Origin of the sequence: Pseudomonas sp. A0308 (assembly GCF_044218815.1) — a bacterium.
Taxonomy (GTDB): Bacteria; Pseudomonadota; Gammaproteobacteria; order Pseudomonadales; family Pseudomonadaceae; genus Aquipseudomonas; species Aquipseudomonas iridis.
Genome location: NZ_CP162581.1, coordinates 1452080 through 1471549, shown reverse-complemented (window position 1 = coordinate 1471549; position 19470 = coordinate 1452080). Strand labels below are relative to the sequence as shown.

General features: G+C 58.9%; 18 protein-coding genes. 3 read left to right on the top strand and 15 right to left on the bottom strand.

The genetic code is table 11. The annotated features are described in order from the left end of the window. Positions 1-13 precede the first annotated feature (13 nt). From AB4P92_RS06860 to minC, 6 genes are all read right to left on the bottom strand, one after another. On the bottom strand, positions 14-190 hold the full coding sequence (locus AB4P92_RS06860; RefSeq protein WP_191624088.1) for a hypothetical protein: 177 nt from the start codon (positions 188-190) through the stop codon (positions 14-16). A 105-nt stretch (positions 191-295) separates the two neighbouring features. Further along, a complete protein-coding gene (locus tag AB4P92_RS06855) occupies positions 296-1585 on the bottom strand; it encodes a M18 family aminopeptidase (protein ID WP_150595603.1) in 1290 nt (429 codons plus the stop codon). Between the two features lie 181 nt (positions 1586-1766). Further along, on the bottom strand, positions 1767-2402 hold the full coding sequence (locus AB4P92_RS06850) for an RluA family pseudouridine synthase (RefSeq protein WP_150595605.1): 636 nt from the start codon (positions 2400-2402) through the stop codon (positions 1767-1769). Between the two features lie 91 nt (positions 2403-2493). Further along, positions 2494-2748 carry a cell division topological specificity factor MinE gene (gene minE, locus AB4P92_RS06845; protein WP_003223146.1) on the bottom strand — a complete coding sequence of 85 codons (255 nt, stop codon included), beginning with the start codon at positions 2746-2748 and terminating at the stop codon, positions 2494-2496. Continuing rightward, the gene (gene minD, locus AB4P92_RS06840; RefSeq protein ID WP_042558418.1) at positions 2748-3560 is read right to left on the bottom strand and encodes a septum site-determining protein MinD; all 813 of its coding nucleotides are present in this window, start codon (positions 3558-3560) and stop codon (positions 2748-2750) included. The genes minE and minD overlap by 1 nt, the downstream gene beginning before the upstream one ends. A gap of 169 nt (positions 3561-3729) precedes the next feature. Further along, positions 3730-4467 (bottom strand): septum site-determining protein MinC, encoded by a 738-nt coding sequence (minC, locus tag AB4P92_RS06835; protein WP_042558419.1) that lies wholly within the window; start codon positions 4465-4467, stop codon positions 3730-3732. Positions 4468-4584: 117 nt separating this feature from the next. On the opposite strand from minC, the gene AB4P92_RS06830 reads away from it, so the two are divergent. Then, positions 4585-5517: a lipid A biosynthesis lauroyl acyltransferase gene (locus AB4P92_RS06830; RefSeq protein WP_042558420.1), complete on the top strand. Its 933-nt coding sequence runs from the start codon at positions 4585-4587 to the stop codon at positions 5515-5517. A 35-nt stretch (positions 5518-5552) separates the two neighbouring features. After that, on the top strand, positions 5553-6725 hold the full coding sequence (locus tag AB4P92_RS06825) for a patatin-like phospholipase family protein (protein ID WP_395599172.1): 1173 nt from the start codon (positions 5553-5555) through the stop codon (positions 6723-6725). Positions 6726-6855: 130 nt separating this feature from the next. Here the strand turns inward: AB4P92_RS06825 and AB4P92_RS06820 are convergent, their stop codons facing one another. The 8 genes from AB4P92_RS06820 to puuE all read right to left on the bottom strand — a co-directional run bounded on the left by AB4P92_RS06820 (position 6856) and on the right by puuE (position 15008). After that, complete coding sequence (locus tag AB4P92_RS06820) at positions 6856-7641, bottom strand: outer membrane protein OmpK (RefSeq protein ID WP_042558422.1); 786 nt, start codon at positions 7639-7641, stop codon at positions 6856-6858. Between the two features lie 372 nt (positions 7642-8013). Further along, positions 8014-8799: an outer membrane protein OmpK gene (locus AB4P92_RS06815; protein WP_395599171.1), complete on the bottom strand. Its 786-nt coding sequence runs from the start codon at positions 8797-8799 to the stop codon at positions 8014-8016. Positions 8800-8957: 158 nt separating this feature from the next. Continuing rightward, the gene (locus AB4P92_RS06810; protein WP_115148220.1) at positions 8958-10316 is read right to left on the bottom strand and encodes a nucleobase:cation symporter-2 family protein; all 1359 of its coding nucleotides are present in this window, start codon (positions 10314-10316) and stop codon (positions 8958-8960) included. Between the two features lie 166 nt (positions 10317-10482). After that, positions 10483-11796, bottom strand: coding sequence for a urate hydroxylase PuuD (locus AB4P92_RS06805; protein ID WP_210705868.1), 1314 nt, complete (start codon positions 11794-11796; stop codon positions 10483-10485). Positions 11797-11846: 50 nt separating this feature from the next. Next, positions 11847-12350: an ureidoglycolate lyase gene (locus AB4P92_RS06800; protein ID WP_042558425.1), complete on the bottom strand. Its 504-nt coding sequence runs from the start codon at positions 12348-12350 to the stop codon at positions 11847-11849. A gap of 134 nt (positions 12351-12484) precedes the next feature. Next, positions 12485-13480, bottom strand: a complete 996-nt coding sequence (gene alc / locus AB4P92_RS06795; protein WP_395599170.1) for an allantoicase — start codon at positions 13478-13480, stop codon at positions 12485-12487. 89 nt (positions 13481-13569) lie between these two features. Continuing rightward, on the bottom strand, positions 13570-14085 hold the full coding sequence (uraD, locus tag AB4P92_RS06790; protein WP_042558427.1) for a 2-oxo-4-hydroxy-4-carboxy-5-ureidoimidazoline decarboxylase: 516 nt from the start codon (positions 14083-14085) through the stop codon (positions 13570-13572). Next, the gene (gene puuE, locus AB4P92_RS06785) at positions 14082-15008 is read right to left on the bottom strand and encodes an allantoinase PuuE (RefSeq protein ID WP_047300354.1); all 927 of its coding nucleotides are present in this window, start codon (positions 15006-15008) and stop codon (positions 14082-14084) included. The genes uraD and puuE overlap by 4 nt, the downstream gene beginning before the upstream one ends. Before the next feature lie 442 nt (positions 15009-15450). Here puuE and uraH point away from each other — a divergent pair, with 442 nt between their 5' ends. After that, complete coding sequence (gene uraH, locus AB4P92_RS06780; RefSeq protein WP_042558430.1) at positions 15451-15804, top strand: hydroxyisourate hydrolase; 354 nt, start codon at positions 15451-15453, stop codon at positions 15802-15804. A gap of 147 nt (positions 15805-15951) precedes the next feature. On the opposite strand, the gene AB4P92_RS06775 is transcribed toward uraH, so the two are convergent. After that, positions 15952-19455, bottom strand: a complete 3504-nt coding sequence (locus AB4P92_RS06775) for a calcium-binding protein (protein ID WP_395599169.1) — start codon at positions 19453-19455, stop codon at positions 15952-15954. Positions 19456-19470: the final 15 nt, after the last annotated feature.

The following is a 19470-nucleotide window of genomic DNA, read 5'->3' as shown; positions in this document are numbered from 1 at the left end:
GCCGGGCACGGGTTTATTCGTTGAGTTTGGCGAGGATCTTGTAAATCACGGTAACGAGGATCGTCAGCATGCCGATCCACATCGCGAACACACCCGCGTTCTTGTCGCGGAAGTTGAAGCCGATGGCCAGCAGGATCATTCCGCACAGGATGGGAATGAGCATGGCGTGGAAAGAGGACATCGAGATCATGGTGACTGCCTTGTCGAAATGAATGATGTAAGTCTAGGCCGCTTTGGGCTGATCGGTATTGATCTGTGTAGGAGCTGCCGAGCCTTCGGCAGCTCCTACAGTGGGTCAGGGCAATTCGCGGCAGGCGTAGAACGCGCTCAGCACTTTGACCAGGTGCGCCAGGTCATGGCTGCCGCACAGTTCGCGGATCGAGTGCATGGCGAACGTCGGCAGGCCGATGTCGACAGTGCGCACGCCCAGGTGGCTGGCGGTGATCGGGCCGATGGTCGAGCCGCAGCCCATGTCGCTGCGCACTACGAAGCTTTGCACCGGTACTTCTTCGGCCATGCACAGATGACGGAAGAACCCGGCGGTTTCGCTGTTGGTGGCGTAGCGCTGGTTGCTGTTGACCTTGATCACCGGGCCGGCGTTGAGTTTCGGGCCGTGGTTGGCGTCGTGTTTGTCGGCGTAATTGGGGTGCACGCCGTGGGCGTTGTCGGCCGAAACCAGCAGGGATTTCTGAATGGTACGGACGAACTCGTCACCTTCGGGCAACAGACGGCGCAGGGTCTGCTCAAGCATCGGGCCATCGGCACCGCAGGCCGAGCAGGAGCCGACTTCTTCGTGGTCGTTGGCGACCAGCACGCAGGTCTCGTCGGTTTCGGCAGTGAGCAAGGCTTGCAGGCCGGCGTAGCACGACAGGAGGTTGTCGAGTCGCGCGCCGGCAATGAAGTCACCGTTCAGGCCAATGACTGCAGCACTCTGCGTGTCGTAGAAACTCAGCTCGTAATCGAGCACGACGTCGGCGTTCAGACCATGTTCGCGCGCCAATTGATCGGTGAGCACGGCACGGAAATCGACGCGCTCGTCACCGGCGAACTGCGCAAGAATCGGCGGCAATTCGGTCTGGGCATTGATCGCCCAGCCCATGTTGGCTTCACGGTTCAGGTGAATGGCCAGATTGGGGATGATCGCGATGGGCGCCTTGAAGTCGATCAACTGGCTTTCGACTTTGCCGTCGCGGCGGAAGGTTACGCGGCCGGCCAGCGAGAGGTCACGGTCGAACCACGGCGCCAGCAGCGCACCACCGTAGACTTCAACACCCAGTTGCCAGAAGCCCTGGCGTTGCAGTTCCGGTTGCGGCTTGACCCGCAGGCACGGGCTGTCGGTGTGTGCGCCAACCAGGCGGATGCCACCGTGCAGCGGCGAGTTGCGGCCCATTTTGATCGCGACAATCGAGGAGTCATTGCGGGTGACGTAGTAGCGGCCGTTGGCCTCGGTGGTCCATGGCTCGCGCTCGTCCAGGCGCACAAAACCGGCAGCCTCCAGACGTTGCACCAGGCTGGCGGTAGCGTGGAACGGGGTAGGGGAGGCCTTGAGGAAGTCGATCAGGCCTTGGTTCAACTCTTCGCGCATAAGAAGCTCCAGACAGCAATGGGCGGGAGTTTAACGCATTGACCAGGGAATTGAATCTGAAGTGGATCCGTGTAGGAGCTGCCGCAGGCTGCGATCTTTTGATCTTTTTTTTGATTTACGAAACACAAGATCAAAAGATCGCAGCCTGCGGCAGCTCCTACATGGGGCTTTGCGGTGCTTGTCAGAACGGCGCCGGGCACTCGAAGCGCAGGCGTTCGCCGGTTTGCGGATGGGTGAAGCTGAGCATGCTCGCGTGCAGGCACAGGCGTGGCCACGCGGCGAGCGCTTGCTCGTGTGCGTAGAGACCGTCGCCGAGCAGCGGATGCCCGATCGACAGCATGTGCACCCGCAACTGGTGCGAACGGCCGGTGATCGGCGTCAGCTCGACGCGGCACCAGTCGCCGCAACGCTCCAGCACACGCCAGAAGGTCAGCGCATGTTTGCCGAATTCGTGATCGACCACGTGACGTGGCTTGGTGGGCGGATCGTAGCGCAGCGGCAGGTCGATGCTGCCACTGTCCAGCTCCGGCTGCCCCCAGGCCAGCGCGGTGTAGGCCTTTTCGGTTTCGCGGTCGTGAAACTGGCGCGACAGTTCGCGGTGACTGTCGGCGTCACGGGCGAGCAGAATGATCCCCGAGGTTTCCCAGTCCAGACGGTGGACGATGCGTGCTTCCGGGTAGCCGTTTTCCTGCAGGCGGGTAATCAGGCAGTCCTTGTTGTCGTCGGCACGGCCGGGCACCGAGAGCAGCAGGGTCGGTTTATTCACCACCAGTACAGCGGCGTCCTGATGGAGGATGTGGATGTTGGACAACGGCATTAAAACAGCCTCGTAACAAATGCCAACGGCGGCTCAGAACCATTCCGGGGTCGGAATGGCCCTGAGCCGCCGTAGCGACTACCGGATCGACTTAACGATCAGGCAGGGTGATGTTGAGTTCCAGAATCGAGCAACTGCCCTGGCTTTCCAGTGCAACATGTACGTCGTCGTTACCGATGTTGACGTACTTGCGGATCACGTCGACCAGTTCCTTCTGCAAGGCTGGCAAGTAATCCGGCGTGCTGCGCTGGCCGCGCTCATGCGCCACGATGATCTGTAGACGCTCTTTCGCTACCGAGGCGGTACTTGGCTTTTTGTTGGCACGAAAGAAGTCAAAAAGGTTCATTACCTACCTCCAAACAGGCGCTCGAAGAATCCCTTCTTCGTAACATCGAGGAAACGATGTTCTTTTTCTTTGCCCAGCAGACGATCAACGGCATCGCTGTAGGCCTGACCGGCATCGCTCTGGTCGTCGAGAATAACCGGGACACCCGAGTTGGAAGCCTTCAGGACAGCCTGGGATTCCGGGATGACACCCAGCAGGGTCACTGCCAGGATTTCCTTCACGTCTTCGACGCCCAGCATTTCGCCATCACTGACGCGCTGCGGGTTGTATCGGGTCAGCAGCAGGTGTTCCTTGATCGGCTCTTCGCCTTGTTCGGCACGACGCGACTTGCTGGCCAAGAGGCCGAGCATGCGGTCGGAGTCACGTACCGAGGACACTTCCGGGTTGGTCACGATGATCGCTTCGTCGGCGAAATACATGGCCAGGTGTGCACCTTTCTCGATGCCCGCCGGGGAGTCGCACACCACGAAGTCAAAATCTGCCTTGAGTTGCATCAGGACTTTTTCCACGCCTTCGACGGTCAGCGCGTCTTTGTCGCGGGTCTGACTGGCGGCCAGTACGTAGAGGTTTTCCAGGCGCTTGTCTTTGATCAGGGCCTGTTGCAGGTTGGCTTCGCCGTTGACCACGTTGACGAAGTCATACACCACGCGGCGCTCGCAACCCATGATCAGGTCAAGGTTACGCAAGCCCACGTCGAAGTCGACGATCACTGTTTTGTGGCCGCGCAGAGCGAGGCCGGTACCGATAGCGGCGCTGGTGGTGGTCTTACCCACACCACCCTTGCCGGATGTAACCACGAGAATCTTGGCCAAGGTGTTTCACCCCTAAGGAAGAAGGACTGTTTAGCCCCTGAAAAACATCTCTTGAAAACTACTGCAGTCGGACAGCCTTGGCTGGAATTTGGCTTTTGGCCTTTTTCCTACTTCGTTTGAGCCGTTTTCGCTACGTTTTAGAGATGCTTGGAAAATGCGGCAGTATCCGTTAAAGCCGAATGATGTTCAACACGTCGCCCGACAGGCTGACCTGTACGCCCGAGCCCCACATGGGGTCGCGACGCAAATCTTCGGAAACCTTGTAATGACCGGCGATGGAGATCAGTTCAGCGCTCAATTGCTGACAGAAAATCCGTGCCTTGGTATCGCCCTTCACGCCGGCCAGCGCCCGGCCACGCATTGGGCCGTATACATGGATGTTGCCATCGGCGAGAAGTTCCGCGCCCGGACTGACCGACGAAACCACAACCAGATCGCCACCCTGGGCATATATCTGTTGGCCACCACGCACTGGCGTCGTGATGACACGGGTCGGTTTGATGGTCGGCTCTGGCGGTTTTTCCGGCTTCTTTTTGACTTCGACTTCCGGGGTTTCCAGCGGTCGTTCACGGGCGCCGGACGGCGGCAGCACCGGGATGTCGATGGCGATGGCGGCGGCGATGTCTTCGATGCGGCTGGCGCGAATCGCCAGGGTGCGCAGGCCATGTTGACGGCATATGCGCATCAGCCCTGGCAGATCGACGGCGCCTTCACCGGGCGGCAGTTTGTCCAGCGCCAGGACCAGCGGTGCATTGCTGAAAAAATTTGGCGCCTGTGCGACTTTGGCGGCCAGTTGCCGATCAAGGCTTTCGAGATCGTTGCGGGACAGCTCCAGCACGGTAATGGCCAGCATGCTGCCCTTCAACTGGAACACGGGATCTTGGTCTGGCGATTGGATTTGGCTCATATCGGCATACAACGGCTTGTCACTAAAAGTGCCGAGACTTATAACGAGAACGCCCGCGAGCCGCAAGCCGGGTCGAACGATGTAGAATGCGCGGCCACTGTATTTACGGAAGCTTTAATGGATCGCCCGCGTTTTCGAAAAGCATTTCTTGCTCCACGCTTCTGGCCGCTCTGGTGCGGTCTGGGGCTTTTGTGGCTGATTGTGCAGTTGCCGTATCCGGCACTGCTGACCATCGGTCGAGTTTTGGGCGCGTTGATGTATCGCGTGGCCGGCGACCGGCGGCGCATCGCCAAACGCAATCTGGAACTGTGCTTCCCGGAAAAGTCCGCCGCCGAGCGCAAGCGTCTGCTCAAGGAAAACTTTGCCTCAACCGGTATCGCTTTTTTTGAAATGGCGATGAGCTGGTGGTGGTCCCGCGAGCGCCTGGCAAAACTGGCGCACATCGAAGGTCTTGAGCATTTGCAGCAGGCTCAGCGCGAAGGTAAAGGCGTGATCCTGATGGCGGCGCACTTCACCACCCTGGAAATCGGCGCGGCGCTGCTCGGCCAGCAACACACCATCGACGGCATGTACCGCGAACACAAGAATCCGCTGTTCGATTTTGTTCAGCGTCGTGGGCGCGAGCGGCACAATCTCGATTCGCTGGCGGTGGAGCGCGACGACGTGCGCGGCATGCTCAAGTTGCTGCGCTCAGGTCGGGCGATCTGGTACGCACCGGATCAGGACTACGGCGCCAAGCAGAGCATCTTCGTGCCGTTGTTCGGCATTCAGGCCGCCACCGTGACCGCGACCAGCAAGTTTGCACGGTTGGGCAAGGCGTTGGTGGTGCCGTTCACTCAGGAGCGCCTGGCCGACGGCAGCGGTTACCGCATGGTCATCCATCCGCCACTGGAAGGTTTCCCCGGTGAGACCGAAGAGGCCGACTGCATCCGCATCAATCAGTGGGTCGAGAGCGCGCTGCGGGCCTGCCCCGAGCAATACCTGTGGGCGCATCGCCGCTTCAAGAGCCGTCCGCCGGGCGAGCCGAAGTTGTATGCCAAACGCGGTTGATTGACCCATCCCCTTAAGCACCATGGAGTGTTGCGATGAGCCCTGCTGAACCGGTCACAGGTTTGATTCTTTCCGGCGGCGGGGCTCGGGCGGCCTATCAGGTAGGGGTGTTGGCGGCGATTGCAGAGTTGCTGCCATTGGGCGCGGACAACCCTTTTCCAGTGATCGTCGGCACCTCGGCCGGGGCGATCAATGCGGTCAGCCTTGCCAGCGGCGCCACCGATTTTCGCGCCGCCATCGAACGCCTCACACTGTTCTGGCAGGGCTTTCGCAGCCATCGCGTGCTGCGCAGTGACTGGCCTGGCGTGATCCATCAGGCCAGTCGGTTTGTCAGCCATAGTTTGCTCGGCATCGGTCGACAGATGCCGGTGGCGCTGCTCAACAGTTCGCCACTGCGCGATCTGCTCAATGAAAAGCTGCACCTGCCCGGCATTGCCGAATCCATCGCTCAAAAGCAATTGCGCGCCGTGGCGGTGACTGCGTTCGGCTACGAATCGGGGCAAGCGGTGACGTTCTATCAGGGCGGCGGCGTGATCGATGCGTGGCTGCGTCATCGGCGCATTGGCGTGCCGACGCAGTTGTCGGTGGAGCATCTGTTGGCCAGTTCGGCGATTCCGTTGCTGTTCGCGCCGGTGAAGATCGGCGAGGAGTATTTCGGTGACGGCGCGGTCCGCCAATCGGCGCCGATCAGCCCGGCGCTGCACCTGGGCGCGACTCGCGTGCTGGTGGTGGGCGTCAGCGGCAACCCGCGCGGGGTTGATCCGCAGCAGCCGCTGGAACGCACCTACACCGGTCAGCAGCCGACGCTGGCGCAGATCGGCGGGCACATGCTCAACAGCACGTTCATTGACAGTCTGGAGAGCGACATCGAGTTGCTTCAGCGCTTGAACCAGTTCAGCCATTTGATGCCCGATGGCACGCCGACCCGCGCATTGGGCGTGGCGCCAGTGGAGGTGCTGGTGATTTCGCCAAGTCAGCCGATCGATGAGATCGCGGCGCGGCATCGCCAGGAATTGCCGGCGGCGTTGCGGTTGTTCTTGCGTGGACCGGGTGCGACCAGGACGAGTGGGGCAGGGGTGTTGAGTTACCTGCTGTTCGAGGCGGGGTATTGCAGCGAGCTGATTGATCTGGGGCGGCGGGATGCGTTGGCCAAGCGTGAGGCGCTGTGCCGGTTTCTGGGGCTGTCCGAAGCGGTGGTTCCAGCCTGAACCCGGTGGTGCGGCAATCGCTGGCTTGCCAGCGATGCTTTAAAGCAAAAGATCGCAGCCTTGGCCAGCTCCTACAGGGGAATGCGGTCCCCTGTAGGAGCTGGCGCAGCCTGCGATCTTTTGATCTTTATCAGAAGTGGAACTTCACCAGGAAGTTGGTCACGCTCTGATTGGTCTTGAACGCACCGGTGTCGTCGATCCCGTACTTGTCTTTCCAGTAATCGTATTCAACACCCACATACAACTGCTTCTCGCCATAACTCAGCGCCTTGCCCAAGTCGTATTTGACCTGTGGGTTGAAGTGCAGGTTGGCGTGGTAGTCGCCTTTTGAGTTGGAATCGTTGTCGGTCACCCAGTCCATGTAGCCGTCGATCAGGATATTCGAATTGCCCACCGGCACGGTGTAGGACCACACCGGGGTGATCTGCCAGACGTTGTCACCGGCGCGCGAGCCTTCGGTGTGACGCTGGTAGAAGTTCAGCTGGAAGTAGTCGAAGCCCGGGATGGCCAGGTCGAAGCCCGGACCGATCAGGTAGGACTCGGTGTCACCTTCGCCGAACTCGTAAGTCATCGCCAGCAGGACATCTTTGATCGGGCCGAACTCGATCTTCTGGTCGAGAACCTTGCCCAGCGAGATGCGTGGCTGGAACTCGCCGTAGTAGGTGTTCGGACCGTTATTGAAGTCCTTTTCACCGTTGTAGAAGATCTTGTCGAGGAAGAAGAAGTTGTCCCCGTACTTCCATCCGTCAGCGTGTTCAAAGGTGACGGTTTGCTGGATGCGCGGGTTGACCTGGAAGTCCTTGCCATAGAGGTAAGTCAGGCTGTTGTCCTGCCATTGCAAGAGGCCTTCGGCCATGGCCTGCCCCCCGGCCAGCAAGGATCCCGCAAGCATCAGGCTGGTGCACATACGTTTCATTCGGTTGCTCCCAAAGTAGGTGTTCCACGTTTATTTTTTTGATCGGCGCTCTGGTGTGGCGCCTTTTTTCGTCGCTGCAAAAAGTCATCCGATCGGTCAGCTTGTTTGCTGTTAGCAAGAGCTGAGCCAAGGCTTTTCGAAAAGCAAAAAAACGCCCGTCGGCTGCTGAAAAACAGTCGATTGAGCGTGTTTTCGGAGTGCCTCGGTACTGACCGGGGCCGGGATAAGTTGGCCCGCTGGTCAGGAATTAAATTCGGGCTTTTTTTTAGACCGAATTCAAGAGGCCGCGGAGAATACTGACTCGCAGGCCTCGCCTCAAGTGCCCCGCAACAGAGCACCGACGACAGGCATGGGGCACGGTTGCGGGCCATCTTAGAAGTGCACCTTCACCAGCAGGCTGGCGGTGTTCTGATTGGTGTCGAAGTTATGGCTGTTTTCGACGCCGTACTTGTTCTTCCAGTAGCTGTATTCGGTGCCGACATACAGCTGCTTCTGACTCCAGCCCAGGGCTTTGCCCAGGTCATATTTGATCTGCGTATTGATGTGCAGATTGGCGTGGTAGGTGCCGCGCGAGTTCTCGTCGTTGTCGACCACCCAATCCAGATAACCATCGATCAGCAGGTCGGAATTGCCCACCGCAATGCTGTAGGACCAGCCGGGCGTGATCTGCCAGACGCCATCGCCGGGGCGTGGGCCTTCGGTCTGGCGGCGGAAGATGTTCAGGGTGACGTAATTGAAGCCAGGCACTTTGAGGTCGAAGCCGGGGCCGATCAGGTAGGCCTCGCTTTCACCTTCGCCGTACTCGTAGGTCATCGCCAGCAGCACGTCCTTGATCGGGCCGAACTCGATTTTCTGGTCGAAGATCTTGCCGAACGAGAAGCGCGGGGTGAATTCACCGTAGAAGGTGTGCGGGCCTTTGTTGCGGTCTTCCTGGCCGTTGTAGAAGATCTTGTCGACGAACAGAAAGTTGTCGCCGTACTTCCACTTGTCGGCGTGCTCGAAGGTCACCGTCTGCTGGATCGACGGGTTGATCGCGAAATTCTTGCCGTACAGGTAGCTGAGGCTGTTGGTCTGCCAGAGCAGTAAATCGCCGGCCATGGCCTGGGATGCGGCGAGCAGGCCGCCGCTCAATAGCAAACTCGATTGCGTGCGAATCATCTGTTGCTCCCTCTTGTTTTTATTTTTCAGGCGCAGAGCTGCTTTCCCTGTGGGAGCGAGCCTGCTCGCGAAAGCGGTGTATCAGTCAACGAGAGTGTTGAAGCTGATGACGTCTTCGCGAGCAGGCTCGCTCCCACAAGGGGCTATCGGTGTTGCTGTTAATGCGGGTGCGCGTGGCAGTCGTTGATCGCGGCGCGCTCGGCGCCGCCAAGAATGTTGAACAGCAGATTCAGCGTCAGCGCGCTGAGCGTTGCCATGGCGATGCCGCTGTGGGTGATCGGGCTCATCCACATCGGCAGATGTGCGAAAAACTCCGGCCGCACCACCGGGATCAGGCCCATGCCGATGCTCACCGCCACCAGCAACTGATTGCGCCGGTCACCGATATCGGCTTCCTGAAGGATCTTGATCCCGGTCGCGGCGACCATGCCGAACATCGCAATCGCTGCGCCGCCGAGTACCGCTGAAGGAATCGATGCCACCAGGAACGCGGCTTTGGGCAGCAGGCTCAGGACGATCAGCAAGCCGCCGGCAACGATGGTCACCGAACGGCAGCGCACGCCGGTCATCTGCACCAGGCCGATGTTCTGCGCGAAGGAGGAGTGGGTGAAGGTGTTGAAGAAACCGGCGAAGAACGAGGCGCCAGCATCGCACAGCAAACCGCGACGCAGCATGCGCGGGCAGACTTCCTGGCCGGTGATTTTGCCCAGCGCGAGGAACATCCCGGTGGACTCCACGAAGATGATCACCACCACCAGACACATCGACAGGATCGGTGCGAGTTCGAACTTCGGCATGCCGAAATGCAGCGGAGTGACGAACTGAACCCACGGCGCAGCGGCCATGCCGCTGAGGTCGACCATGCCGATCGCGCCGCAAAGCACGTAGCCCAGGCACATGCCGATCAACACGGAGATGTTCACCCAGAAACCGCGCATGAAACGGTGGACCAGCAGGATGGTGGCCAGCACCAGTGCGGCAATGGCCAGATAAATCGGTGAACCGAATTGTTCGGCATCAACGCCGCCACCGGCCCAGTTCACGGCCACGGGGAACAGCGACAAACCGATCGAGGTGATGACGGTGCCCGTCACCAGCGGCGGGAAGAAGCGCACGACCTTGGACATGAACGGCGCGATGATCATGCCGAAGAATCCGGCGGCGATCGTCGCACCGAAGATGCCTTGCAGACCGATACCGGGCATGCCGGCCATGGCGACCATGCTGCCGACAGCGGCAAAACTGGCGCCCATCATCACCGGCATGCGAATGCCCATCGGGCCGATACCGAGCGACTGCACGATGGTGGCGATACCAGCGACCAGCAGGTCGGCGTTGATCAGGAAGGCGATTTCTTCACGACTCAGGCCAGCGGCCTGTCCAATGATCAGCGGCACCGCAATGGCACCACCGTACATCAGCAGAACATGTTGCAAACCGACCAGAATCAGTTGCAAAAGGGGCAAACGCTGAATGGCGGGTGCGTCGGGGATGCGCGCTTTGGACAGCTCGGACATGCAACACCTCGGATCTTTTTATTCTTGTGATTAACAGCTGCCGGGTGGCTCACAGCTGTTTCTTTGCATCAGGTAAAACTGCGCTAAGGCGATTCGCGAGCAGGCTCGCTCCCACAGGAAATGCGCGATCTCTGTGGGAGCGAACCTGCTCGCGAAGCTTTGTTACTTAGTTGGTCTGGGCTCCCTGGGCGATCCATGCACCGATCAGGTCACGTTCCTGCTGGGTCATCTGTGTGATGTTGCCCAGTGGCATGATCTGCGTGGTGATGGCCTGCGCCTGGATCCGCGCCGCGTTCTGGCGGATCTGCTCAGGGGTGTCGAGCATCACACCGGCCGGAGCTGCGCTGAACAACGGGCTGGTTGGTTTGGCCGAGTGACAAACTGTGCAACGCTCTTGAATCACGTTGTGCACTTTGTCGAAGCCTGGGCCGGCGTTGGAGGCTTGCGCTGGTGCTGCTGCAGGTTCGGCAGGTGCAGCAGGTTGCGCCGCTTCAGCCGGTTTCAAGCCACCGCCCACTGCAGTTTCCGGCAATGGCTGGTACTCGATTTTCGCTGGAGCCTTGGCCACTTCCGGTGCGGTCGACATCGGCGCAGGGCCGGTGACGTACGCCAGAGTGATCATGCCCACCGCTGCAACAGGCAGCGTCCAGGCGAACTTGTGGCTGTCGTGACGGGTGTTGAAGTAGTGACGCACCAACACTGCAAACACCGCGATTCCGGCCAGGATCAACCAGTTGTACTGGCTGCCATACGTGCTCGGGAAGTGGTTGCTGATCATGATGAACAGCACTGGCAGGGTGAAGTAGTTGTTGTGACGCGAACGCAGCAGGCCTTTGGCCGGCAGCGCCGGATCCGGCGTGCGGTTCTCGGCAATCGCCGCTACCAATGCCCGTTGCGCCGGCATGATGATGCGGAACACGTTACCGACCATGATGGTGCCGATGATCGCGCCAACATGCAGGTACGCACCACGACCGCTGAACACCTTGCTGAAGCCATATGCCGCGCCGATGATCAGCACGAACAGGATGAAGCCGAGCAGGGCAGGGCGTTTGCCCAGCGCCGAGTCGCAAAGGAAGGAGTAGACGAACCAGCCGACGAACAGAGAGCCAATGCCCAGTGCAACGCCTTCAGGGCCGGTCAGGCTGCTGCCCGGTGCCAGCAGGTACAGCGTCGGGTTGTAGTAAAAGACTACGCACAGCAGCGCGATCCCCGACAGCCAGGTGAAGTAGGCTTCCCATTTGAACCAGTGCAGGTTGTCCGGCATGGTCGGGGGAGCCAGTTTGTATTTTTCCAGGTGATAGATGCCGCCACCGTGGATCGCCCACAGATCACCGGCCAGACCGGTTTTCGGGTTGATGCGGTTGAGGTTGTTCTCCAGCCAGACGAAATAGAACGACGCACCGATCCAGGCCACGCCAGTAATCATGTGAACCCAGCGCACGCTCAGGTTCAGCCATTCCAACAGATGTGCTTCCACAGTCTTTACCTCTCGCCTGTCACTCTGTTGTCGAGTGATCAGACCTTCTCTTATTGGTGGGGGGCGAGGATCAAACGCTCATCCTCTTTGAAAAAATGCTCATCGCAGTTATTGCCTGTGCCACTGCGATCAACCACCAGGAAGTCATCCCGCTTTTCGATCGTCAGCACCGGATGGTGCCAAACGCCGCGATGGTAATTAATGCCCTGCCTGCCGTTGGTGACGAAGGCGCGGACCAAGCCTGATACAGGTTCATCGCCAAGTGGCGCGACCACGATCAGAAAGGGGTTGCCGAGCAGCGGAATGAAAGCCTGGCTGCCCAGCGGATGGCGTTCCAGCATGCAAACGGTCAGCGGCATGTCCTGCGCGTCGGCGCGGAAGATACTGATGATCGCGTTGTCCTCCGGCTGAGCGGTTTCGACCGTCGCCAGTTTATGGAAGCGCATGGTCGAACCGTTGTTGATCATGAAGTGATCGCTGCCGTCGGTTTCGATCACGTCACCGAAAGGGGCGAAGGCTTCTTTGCTCAGCGGTTCAATCGTCAGTGTGCGCATGCTGTTCTTCTTATCCGAATTCTGTGTTGACTGTTTTGATGCCTTCGCGAGCAGGCTCGCTCCCACATTTGGAATGCAATCCCCTGTGGGTGCGACGGTGCGACGATTCGACGTGCTCGCGAATGGGTTCAACCTTATCTAGCGACCTTGCCCAAAACGCGCAGGCGACTCACACCACCATCCGGGAACACGTTCAGGCGGATGTGGGTGATCGGGCCCAGTGCCTTGATCTGCTCGACGAAGGTGTGTTCGGCGTGCATTTCCAGTTTCTGGCTTGGCAGCAGATCGCGCCAGAACAGCGACTGGGTTTCGATCTGGCTGTCAGTACCGCCCTTGACGAACGCGCCCTGAATCGAGCAGGTGTCCGGGTAGTTGCCCTTGAAGTGCAGGGTGTCGACGATGATTTTTTCGATCTCGCCCGGGTGGCCCAGTGCGACGATCACCCAGTCATTGCCCGGCGTGCGACGACGTGCAGTTTCCCAGCCGTCGCCCATGTTGATGCCACGGCCCGGGTTGAGGATGTTGCTCATGCGGCCGAAGTGTTCGTCGGAGCAGGCGAGGGCGCGACCACCGTTAAGGGCGGCTGCCAGGTCGATTTGCTCATTGTCGCCAACGGCCGACCAGTCGCGATGCGGCACACCGTACACGCGCAGACGGGCAACACCGCCGTCCGGGTAGATGTTGAAGCGCAGGTGGCTGAACGCTTTGTCGTTGCTGATTTCGTGGTAGTGGTGGCTGTTGCCCTGCAGCTCGACGGCCGACAGCACTTCAGTCCACTGAGTGTTTTCATCAGGCTCGCCCGACGCCAGGAAGCACGCTTCCAGAGAGGCCGATGGCGGGTAGTTGCCGGTGAAGAATGAAGTGTCGATGTCCACGCCTTTGATCGAACCCGGAACGCCCAGGCGGATCACGGCGCTGTCGAAGCCTTCGAAGCGCTTGCGGCGCGACTCCCAGCCGTCCATCCACTTGCCGTTGTCATCGAACACGCCCTCCTTCCATACGGCCGGGGTCGGTTGGAACAGACGATTGGCGTCTGCGAACCAGTCATCGGTGACCGAGATGATTTTGGTGCCCAGACGGGCATCGGCCAGGTTGACGAACTTCTCGAAAGGTACGGCGTAAGCTTTCATTCTTCTTGTCTGCCTTTAAATAAGTTGGCTGGGGATGCTTGCAAGACCCTGGGCATTCTCCGCGTCTGACATGCTCGGGTCAGGCTTCGCTAGAGGGTCAGTAAACGGAACAGGGCGATCTTGTTGATCTCCGCCAGCGCGCATTTGAATTCGGTATCCGCCGAATTGTGAATGCGCGTTTCGAACGCCGCGAGGATCTGATGCCGGTTGCTGCCTTTTACCGCCATGATGAAGGGAAACTTGAACTTGGCTTTGTAGGCGTCGTTCAGCTCGGTGAAGCGCTGGAACTCTTCGGCCGTGCATTGGTGAATACCGGCGCCAGCCTGTTCATTGGTGCTGGCTTCGGTCAGTTCGCCCTGGACGGCGGCTTTGCCGGCCAGGTCCGGGTGAGCGTTGATCAGTGCCAGTTGACTGGCGTGATCGGCGCTCAACAGGATGTCGCTCATGCGCTGGTGCAGGGTTTCGATCTCGTCGATCGAAGCGTCTGCGCCCAGGTCGTAGGCCTTCTCGGCCACCCATGGCGAATGCTCGTAGATGTCGGCGAAGGCTTTGACGAAGGCGTCGCGGCTCAGGGTCGACGGTTGAAGGGTTTGAAAGCGGCTCATTTGGCGGCCCCTTGGTGCGGGTGGGTTTCGTGCCAGTGACGCGCGATGTCGACGCGACGGCTGAACCACACCTGTTCATGACTTTTGGCGTATTCGATAAAGCGCTTGAGCGAAGCGATGCGACCCGGACGGCCGATGAGGCGGCAGTGCAGACCGATCGAGAGCATCTTCGGCGCTTCGGCACCTTCGGCGTAGAGCACGTCGAACGCGTCTTTGAGGTATTCGAAGAAGTCGTCGCCCTTGTTGAAACCCTGCACCTGAGTGAAGCGCATGTCGTTGGTGTCCAGCGTGTACGGGATCACCAGGTGCGGCTTGCCGGTCGGGTTGTTCGGCTCCCAGTAGGGCAGGTCGTCGTCGTAGGTGTCGCAGTCGTAAAGGAAACCACCTTCTTCCATGACCAGGCGACGAGTATTCGGGCCGGTGCGACCGGTGTACCAGCCCAACGGGCGCTCGCCGGTGAGTTCGGTGAGGATGCGGATGGCTTCGAGCATGTGCTCGCGTTCCTGCGCCTCGTCCATGTACTGGTAGTCGATCCAGCGGTAGCCGTGGCTGCAGATCTCGTGACCGGCCTCGACCATCGCGCGGATCACGTCCGGATGGCGCTGGGCGGCCATCGCGACGGCGAAGATGGTCAGCGGAATATCGAATTCCTTGAACAGCTTGAGGATCCGCCAGACGCCCGCACGGCTGCCATACTCGTAAAGCGATTCCATGCTCATGTTGCGCTCGCCTTGCAGCGGCTGGGCGGCAACCATTTCAGAGAGGAACGCTTCGGATTCTTTGTCACCGTGCAGAATATTGCGCTCGCCGCCTTCTTCGTAATTGAGCACGAAAGACAGGGCTACACGGGCATTGCCCGGCCAGTGTGGGTGAGGAGGGTTACTGCCGTAACCGATCAGGTCGCGTGGGTAGTCAGCGCTCACTGCAGTCTTCCTTCTTGTTCATGACTTATTCAAAGTCGGGATTACGTGGCTGCCTGGCGATGAGATTGCAGGCTGGCGTCACAGCGATGGGCTGATTGTATACAACTTTAATCGCACTTTGTAAGCCTGAATTTTCGCATTTTTCACCGACTGTCATCTTTTGCTGCTATTGGCGTGAGCCTGCAAGAAACCTGCCTGACTAGTCAGTTAATGGATGTAAGGTGCAATGTTCATGCGCTTGCGGGGTAGACCGGGAGAAAAGCCCCGGATGGCGGGGACGAAGCAAAAAATGTCGTTTTTATTGTGTACAATTTTTTTGAAAAGTGTCTTAATCAGTCGCTCGCCGCAGCTTTTCGTGCTCCGAATCGGTGCGGTCTCCTTTTCAACTGACTTCGGGAGGCGCGAAGTCTGACTGCTCCATGCAGGCAGGCGCGCAGAATCAATGGGACGTTTGACTACACACGTTTTGGACGCTGCACACGGTTGCCCGGGCAGCTCGATCAAGGTCGAGTTATACCGCGTTGAAGGTTCGCAGCTGGAATTGGTCGCCAGCGCGACAACCAACAGCGATGGCCGGGTCGATGCGCCGCTGTTGCAGGGCGATGACTACCGTACCGGGGTTTATCAGGTTCAGTTCCACGCTGGCGATTACTACCGCGCCCGTGGTGTGCAACTGCCGGAGCCGGCGTTTCTGGATGTGGTAGTGCTGCGGTTCGGCATCTCTGCCGAACAGGATCACTACCACGTTCCATTGCTGATCTCGCCTTACAGCTACTCCACGTATCGGGGCAGCTGACCCCCAAGCGGCTGCCCCTGCCGGGAAGCGACTGCGCATATAGCTTCTTTGGTCTTTCGCCCGCTCACACTGCGGGCTTTTTTTCGTCTGCGAATCGGCCTGCCATGTTCGGTCGCGCGCGCTCAAGGCTCAGACCGGGCAAAGCGCTCATGCCTTCGCCAGTTGGTGCTCGCAGCGATTGAGCACAAGCAAATCTGAATAGCTGATGTCGCGAGACGGGTCGCTGCTCAAGGTCCATTTGCGTTGCGCCAGGTTGTACTTCAAGTGGCCTGCGCTGCCATCGGCCATGATCATGTGGCTGACGCGCATTTCCTTGTCGGCAATCCCGGCGAATGCCTCCGGCCAGGGTGATTGGTCATCTTTGGGCGGCTCGAAATATCTCCCGTCCAGACCACCGGGATACACCATGTCAAAGATCAGGTCGACGGTATAAATAATCCCGTGGGCGTCGATGACGAAGATCTGGTCCACGAGGTCTTCGCCGCTGTATTCGGGCACATGAATGGTGGTTGAGCCCAGATACAAGCGCGTTCCAAGCAACTCGATGGTGAACTTGCCGAGCTCCCGGGCATCGAGCTCCCACGTGGATGAATAGTCCAGCCTGTGGACGGCATTCGCGAGGCCACCGGGAGTGGACAGGCGGAATATCATTTTTTCGCACAGATGCACCAGGTAGGTTCCCCCGCTGCCCTCGATGCTGGTGATACGCGATTGGCCAGGAATGTAGGTCAACAGGCTGCAAGAGTTTCTGTCGCCGAGTTCATAAGGTGCCTGTTCAGGCAGCCGGAAGAAGTAGTTGTCGGGTTTCATCTTCAATGGCAGGGCAACGGGGGCGAAGGAGCGCGAGTTGCGTGCGAGACGATACAAGTCGGTTCTCGGCGCCGCAGCCATCTCCTTGGTCAGGGTGACGGTATGAACCTTGCCGTCCCTGAAGACGAGAGAGTAGCCATGGTTGATCTGGTTATTCACGATCTTCTGCAGCGCGTCTTCCAGCGTCATGGCCTTGTGAGTGGCAAACTTGCTGATCTCCAGAACTTTATCTTCGAAATGGAAATAGTAACTGCAGGTGATGTTGATCTTGTCACTCGGCGATGAATGTTCCCAGTCGATCTCTGTGTCGAAAAAGATGTTCACCGAGGTCAATTCACTACTGTCGAAATCGAGAAATATACGCGAACCGTAAAGGGCCGCGCTTTGGCCGGAAATGATTGAACTGTGCCGGGTATGACGCTGGACGTAATAATCGGTGAATGTATTGGCCGGGACATTGTGGGCCAACCGTGCATCGAGAATGGTGACAGGTTCCTGCCCACCTTCACGGGTGACGATTGCCTTGATCTCAACGGATGTGGCTTCAGTAATTTGTTCAGGCAGATCGGGTTTGAGGTGGAACCTGTCCCGAGTGACAACGGTAATTCTGTTATTGATCAACACTCGCACGCCATCTGTCTGTCGGTACACATCGTGGATGTACAGCTTGCTGCGACGAGCGTCATCAAAGTCGAACTTCAATGTGATCTCGAGCGTGGTTTTGACGATTCGCCATGTTTCGATGAGATCCATTCTCCAGTCGAGAACGATCGCGCTTTCTTCAACACCGTCTTCTGTAATTGACAGGTTGTTGGCGGTTTGCGGGAGGTTGTAGATATCCTGTCCCGACCCGCCGAAGGCTGCGGCGCCTTCCTTGTGCAGATGGATCGTGTCGTCACCGTCGCCTGCGTGGATCGTATCCTTGCCTCGCGACACAATGATATCGGCGTCCTTAGAGCCGGTAACGATCGTCGTGCCGTTGCTCAGTGTATGAATCTCGTTGATACGCTCCAGCAGCGCTTTGAAGGAGTACCTGTTGCCCTCTTCGGACGCGGCATCCGGGGTGAAGACATGCAAGGTCCCGGCGGACAGGTCCAGGTCATAGCCGCGGCCGCCAGCCTGCGATGTCTGCGTACCGTCGAACTCCAGCGAATTGCGACCGCCACCCCCTCTGAGGATGGAATGCCGGGTATCGTCGGGGTCAGGGTTGTCGAGCACCTGGGCCGCGTTCTGCATAATGAACCGGTCATTCTCGACGCCCCCGGTGAGGACTTTCTTGCCGTTCGTGAAGTAGAAAACATTGGGTTTGTTTTCCACGCCTGTGACCGTGTCATTCCCGCCGCCCAGCAGCCATAAAATGTTTTTGCCGTTGTCGGCGCTGCCCAGTTCGGCGCCGGGTGTTTGCGTGGTGACGCCATCCCGCGCGTCTATCAGATCGTCTGCATCGCTGAGGTGCGGGATGTAGACGATTTTCGAGGTTTTCAGACCCCACTGTGTGACGTACTCGCGCCGGGGAAGCAGCGTGACCTCGAATGCACCGTTAACCACCGCCTCCGTGGTGTCTTTCATGGTCTCGTCGAGGTATTTCCTGGCCGTTGTTTTCAATTGGCGAGCATGTTCGGCCCGAGCCTTGGCGCTTTCATAGCGATTGAGAATGTCCTGGTCGGGCTCCATGAATACGAACTTGAACCAGCCGGTACGCCAGCGCTCCTCCAGTGTGAGTTCAATGTAGTCATCGATGTCATCGACCAGGCGCACCGCGCCGTAGATCTGCGCGCCGATGGCCATCATCGCGCCGGCAGCCAGGCCGACCGGGCCGGCGAACGAAAACCCGGCCATGGCCGCGGACCCCAGGACTACCGTCATCGCGGCACTGGCAATGTTCAAACCGGCGCCTACATAGTGGTCTGCCGCCTCTTTTCCGGATCGAGCCTCGGCAGCCTTCAACTCCCTCACCGCACTCATGATGTCGAAAGGCAAGGTCAGTGCCCCCCCGACGATCCCGCCGGTGCGCGACCATCTGAGTCCCGCCCGGGTTTTGGCGAAGTCCTTGAAAGCATTGTTGCCGGCTTCGATCATGCCCTTGCCGATGCGCGTCGTGGCCACGTCGAAAGCGATCGAAGCACCTTCCGTCACCACCCCCAGGCCATTGAAAATGGCCTCGCCGCCATTGTTGACCTGGAGGGCGTCGTGGACTCCGCGCAGGCCCATCAATATGCCGAACAGTTGCAGGCCGACGCTCGCGCCGAGGGTGCCGTATTGTCTGATCAGCGCCCAGCGGGGGTAGTTGGCCTTGCCGTCACTGATCAGGCGCAGATCGATCTTCTGGGCTGCATTCAAAAGCTGGATGGTTTTTTTGCGATAGCCACTTTCGTCCAGCGGTGGATTGGCTTCTTCCCTGATGATCGCAAGCGCATCGGCGGGGCGTGCGATCGCCATTTCGTAGAGAAAGGTTGGAAGCAGGTAGTTGTCGCCGAAGGAGGTGATCTTGATGCGTTTTTCGATTTCGCTGTAATTGAATTGCAGCGAATTGATGAAAGAGCGGCGGGGGTTACGAAACAGCGTGTTATCGCCTGTCAGCGGTTCGCCGTTAACCGTGGCGCCGAGGGCATCGAGTGATCTTCGTGTGATCGAGTAGGCGCCAATTTTCATCGGACCGAATAAAGCGTCGAGGTCTTTTAATTGATTGGGCTTGCGTTGGGTATGGGATGTCTCGTTGTCAGTGGCGTTGTCACGGTCAAAATCAATCGTTGATTCCGTATAGGGGTTGGCATGATCGCCAAGCTCTGTAACAACCACAGCATCCTGCATTGGAAACGGATGTTTCACGGGGCCAGTCATTTGAACTTCCTTGTT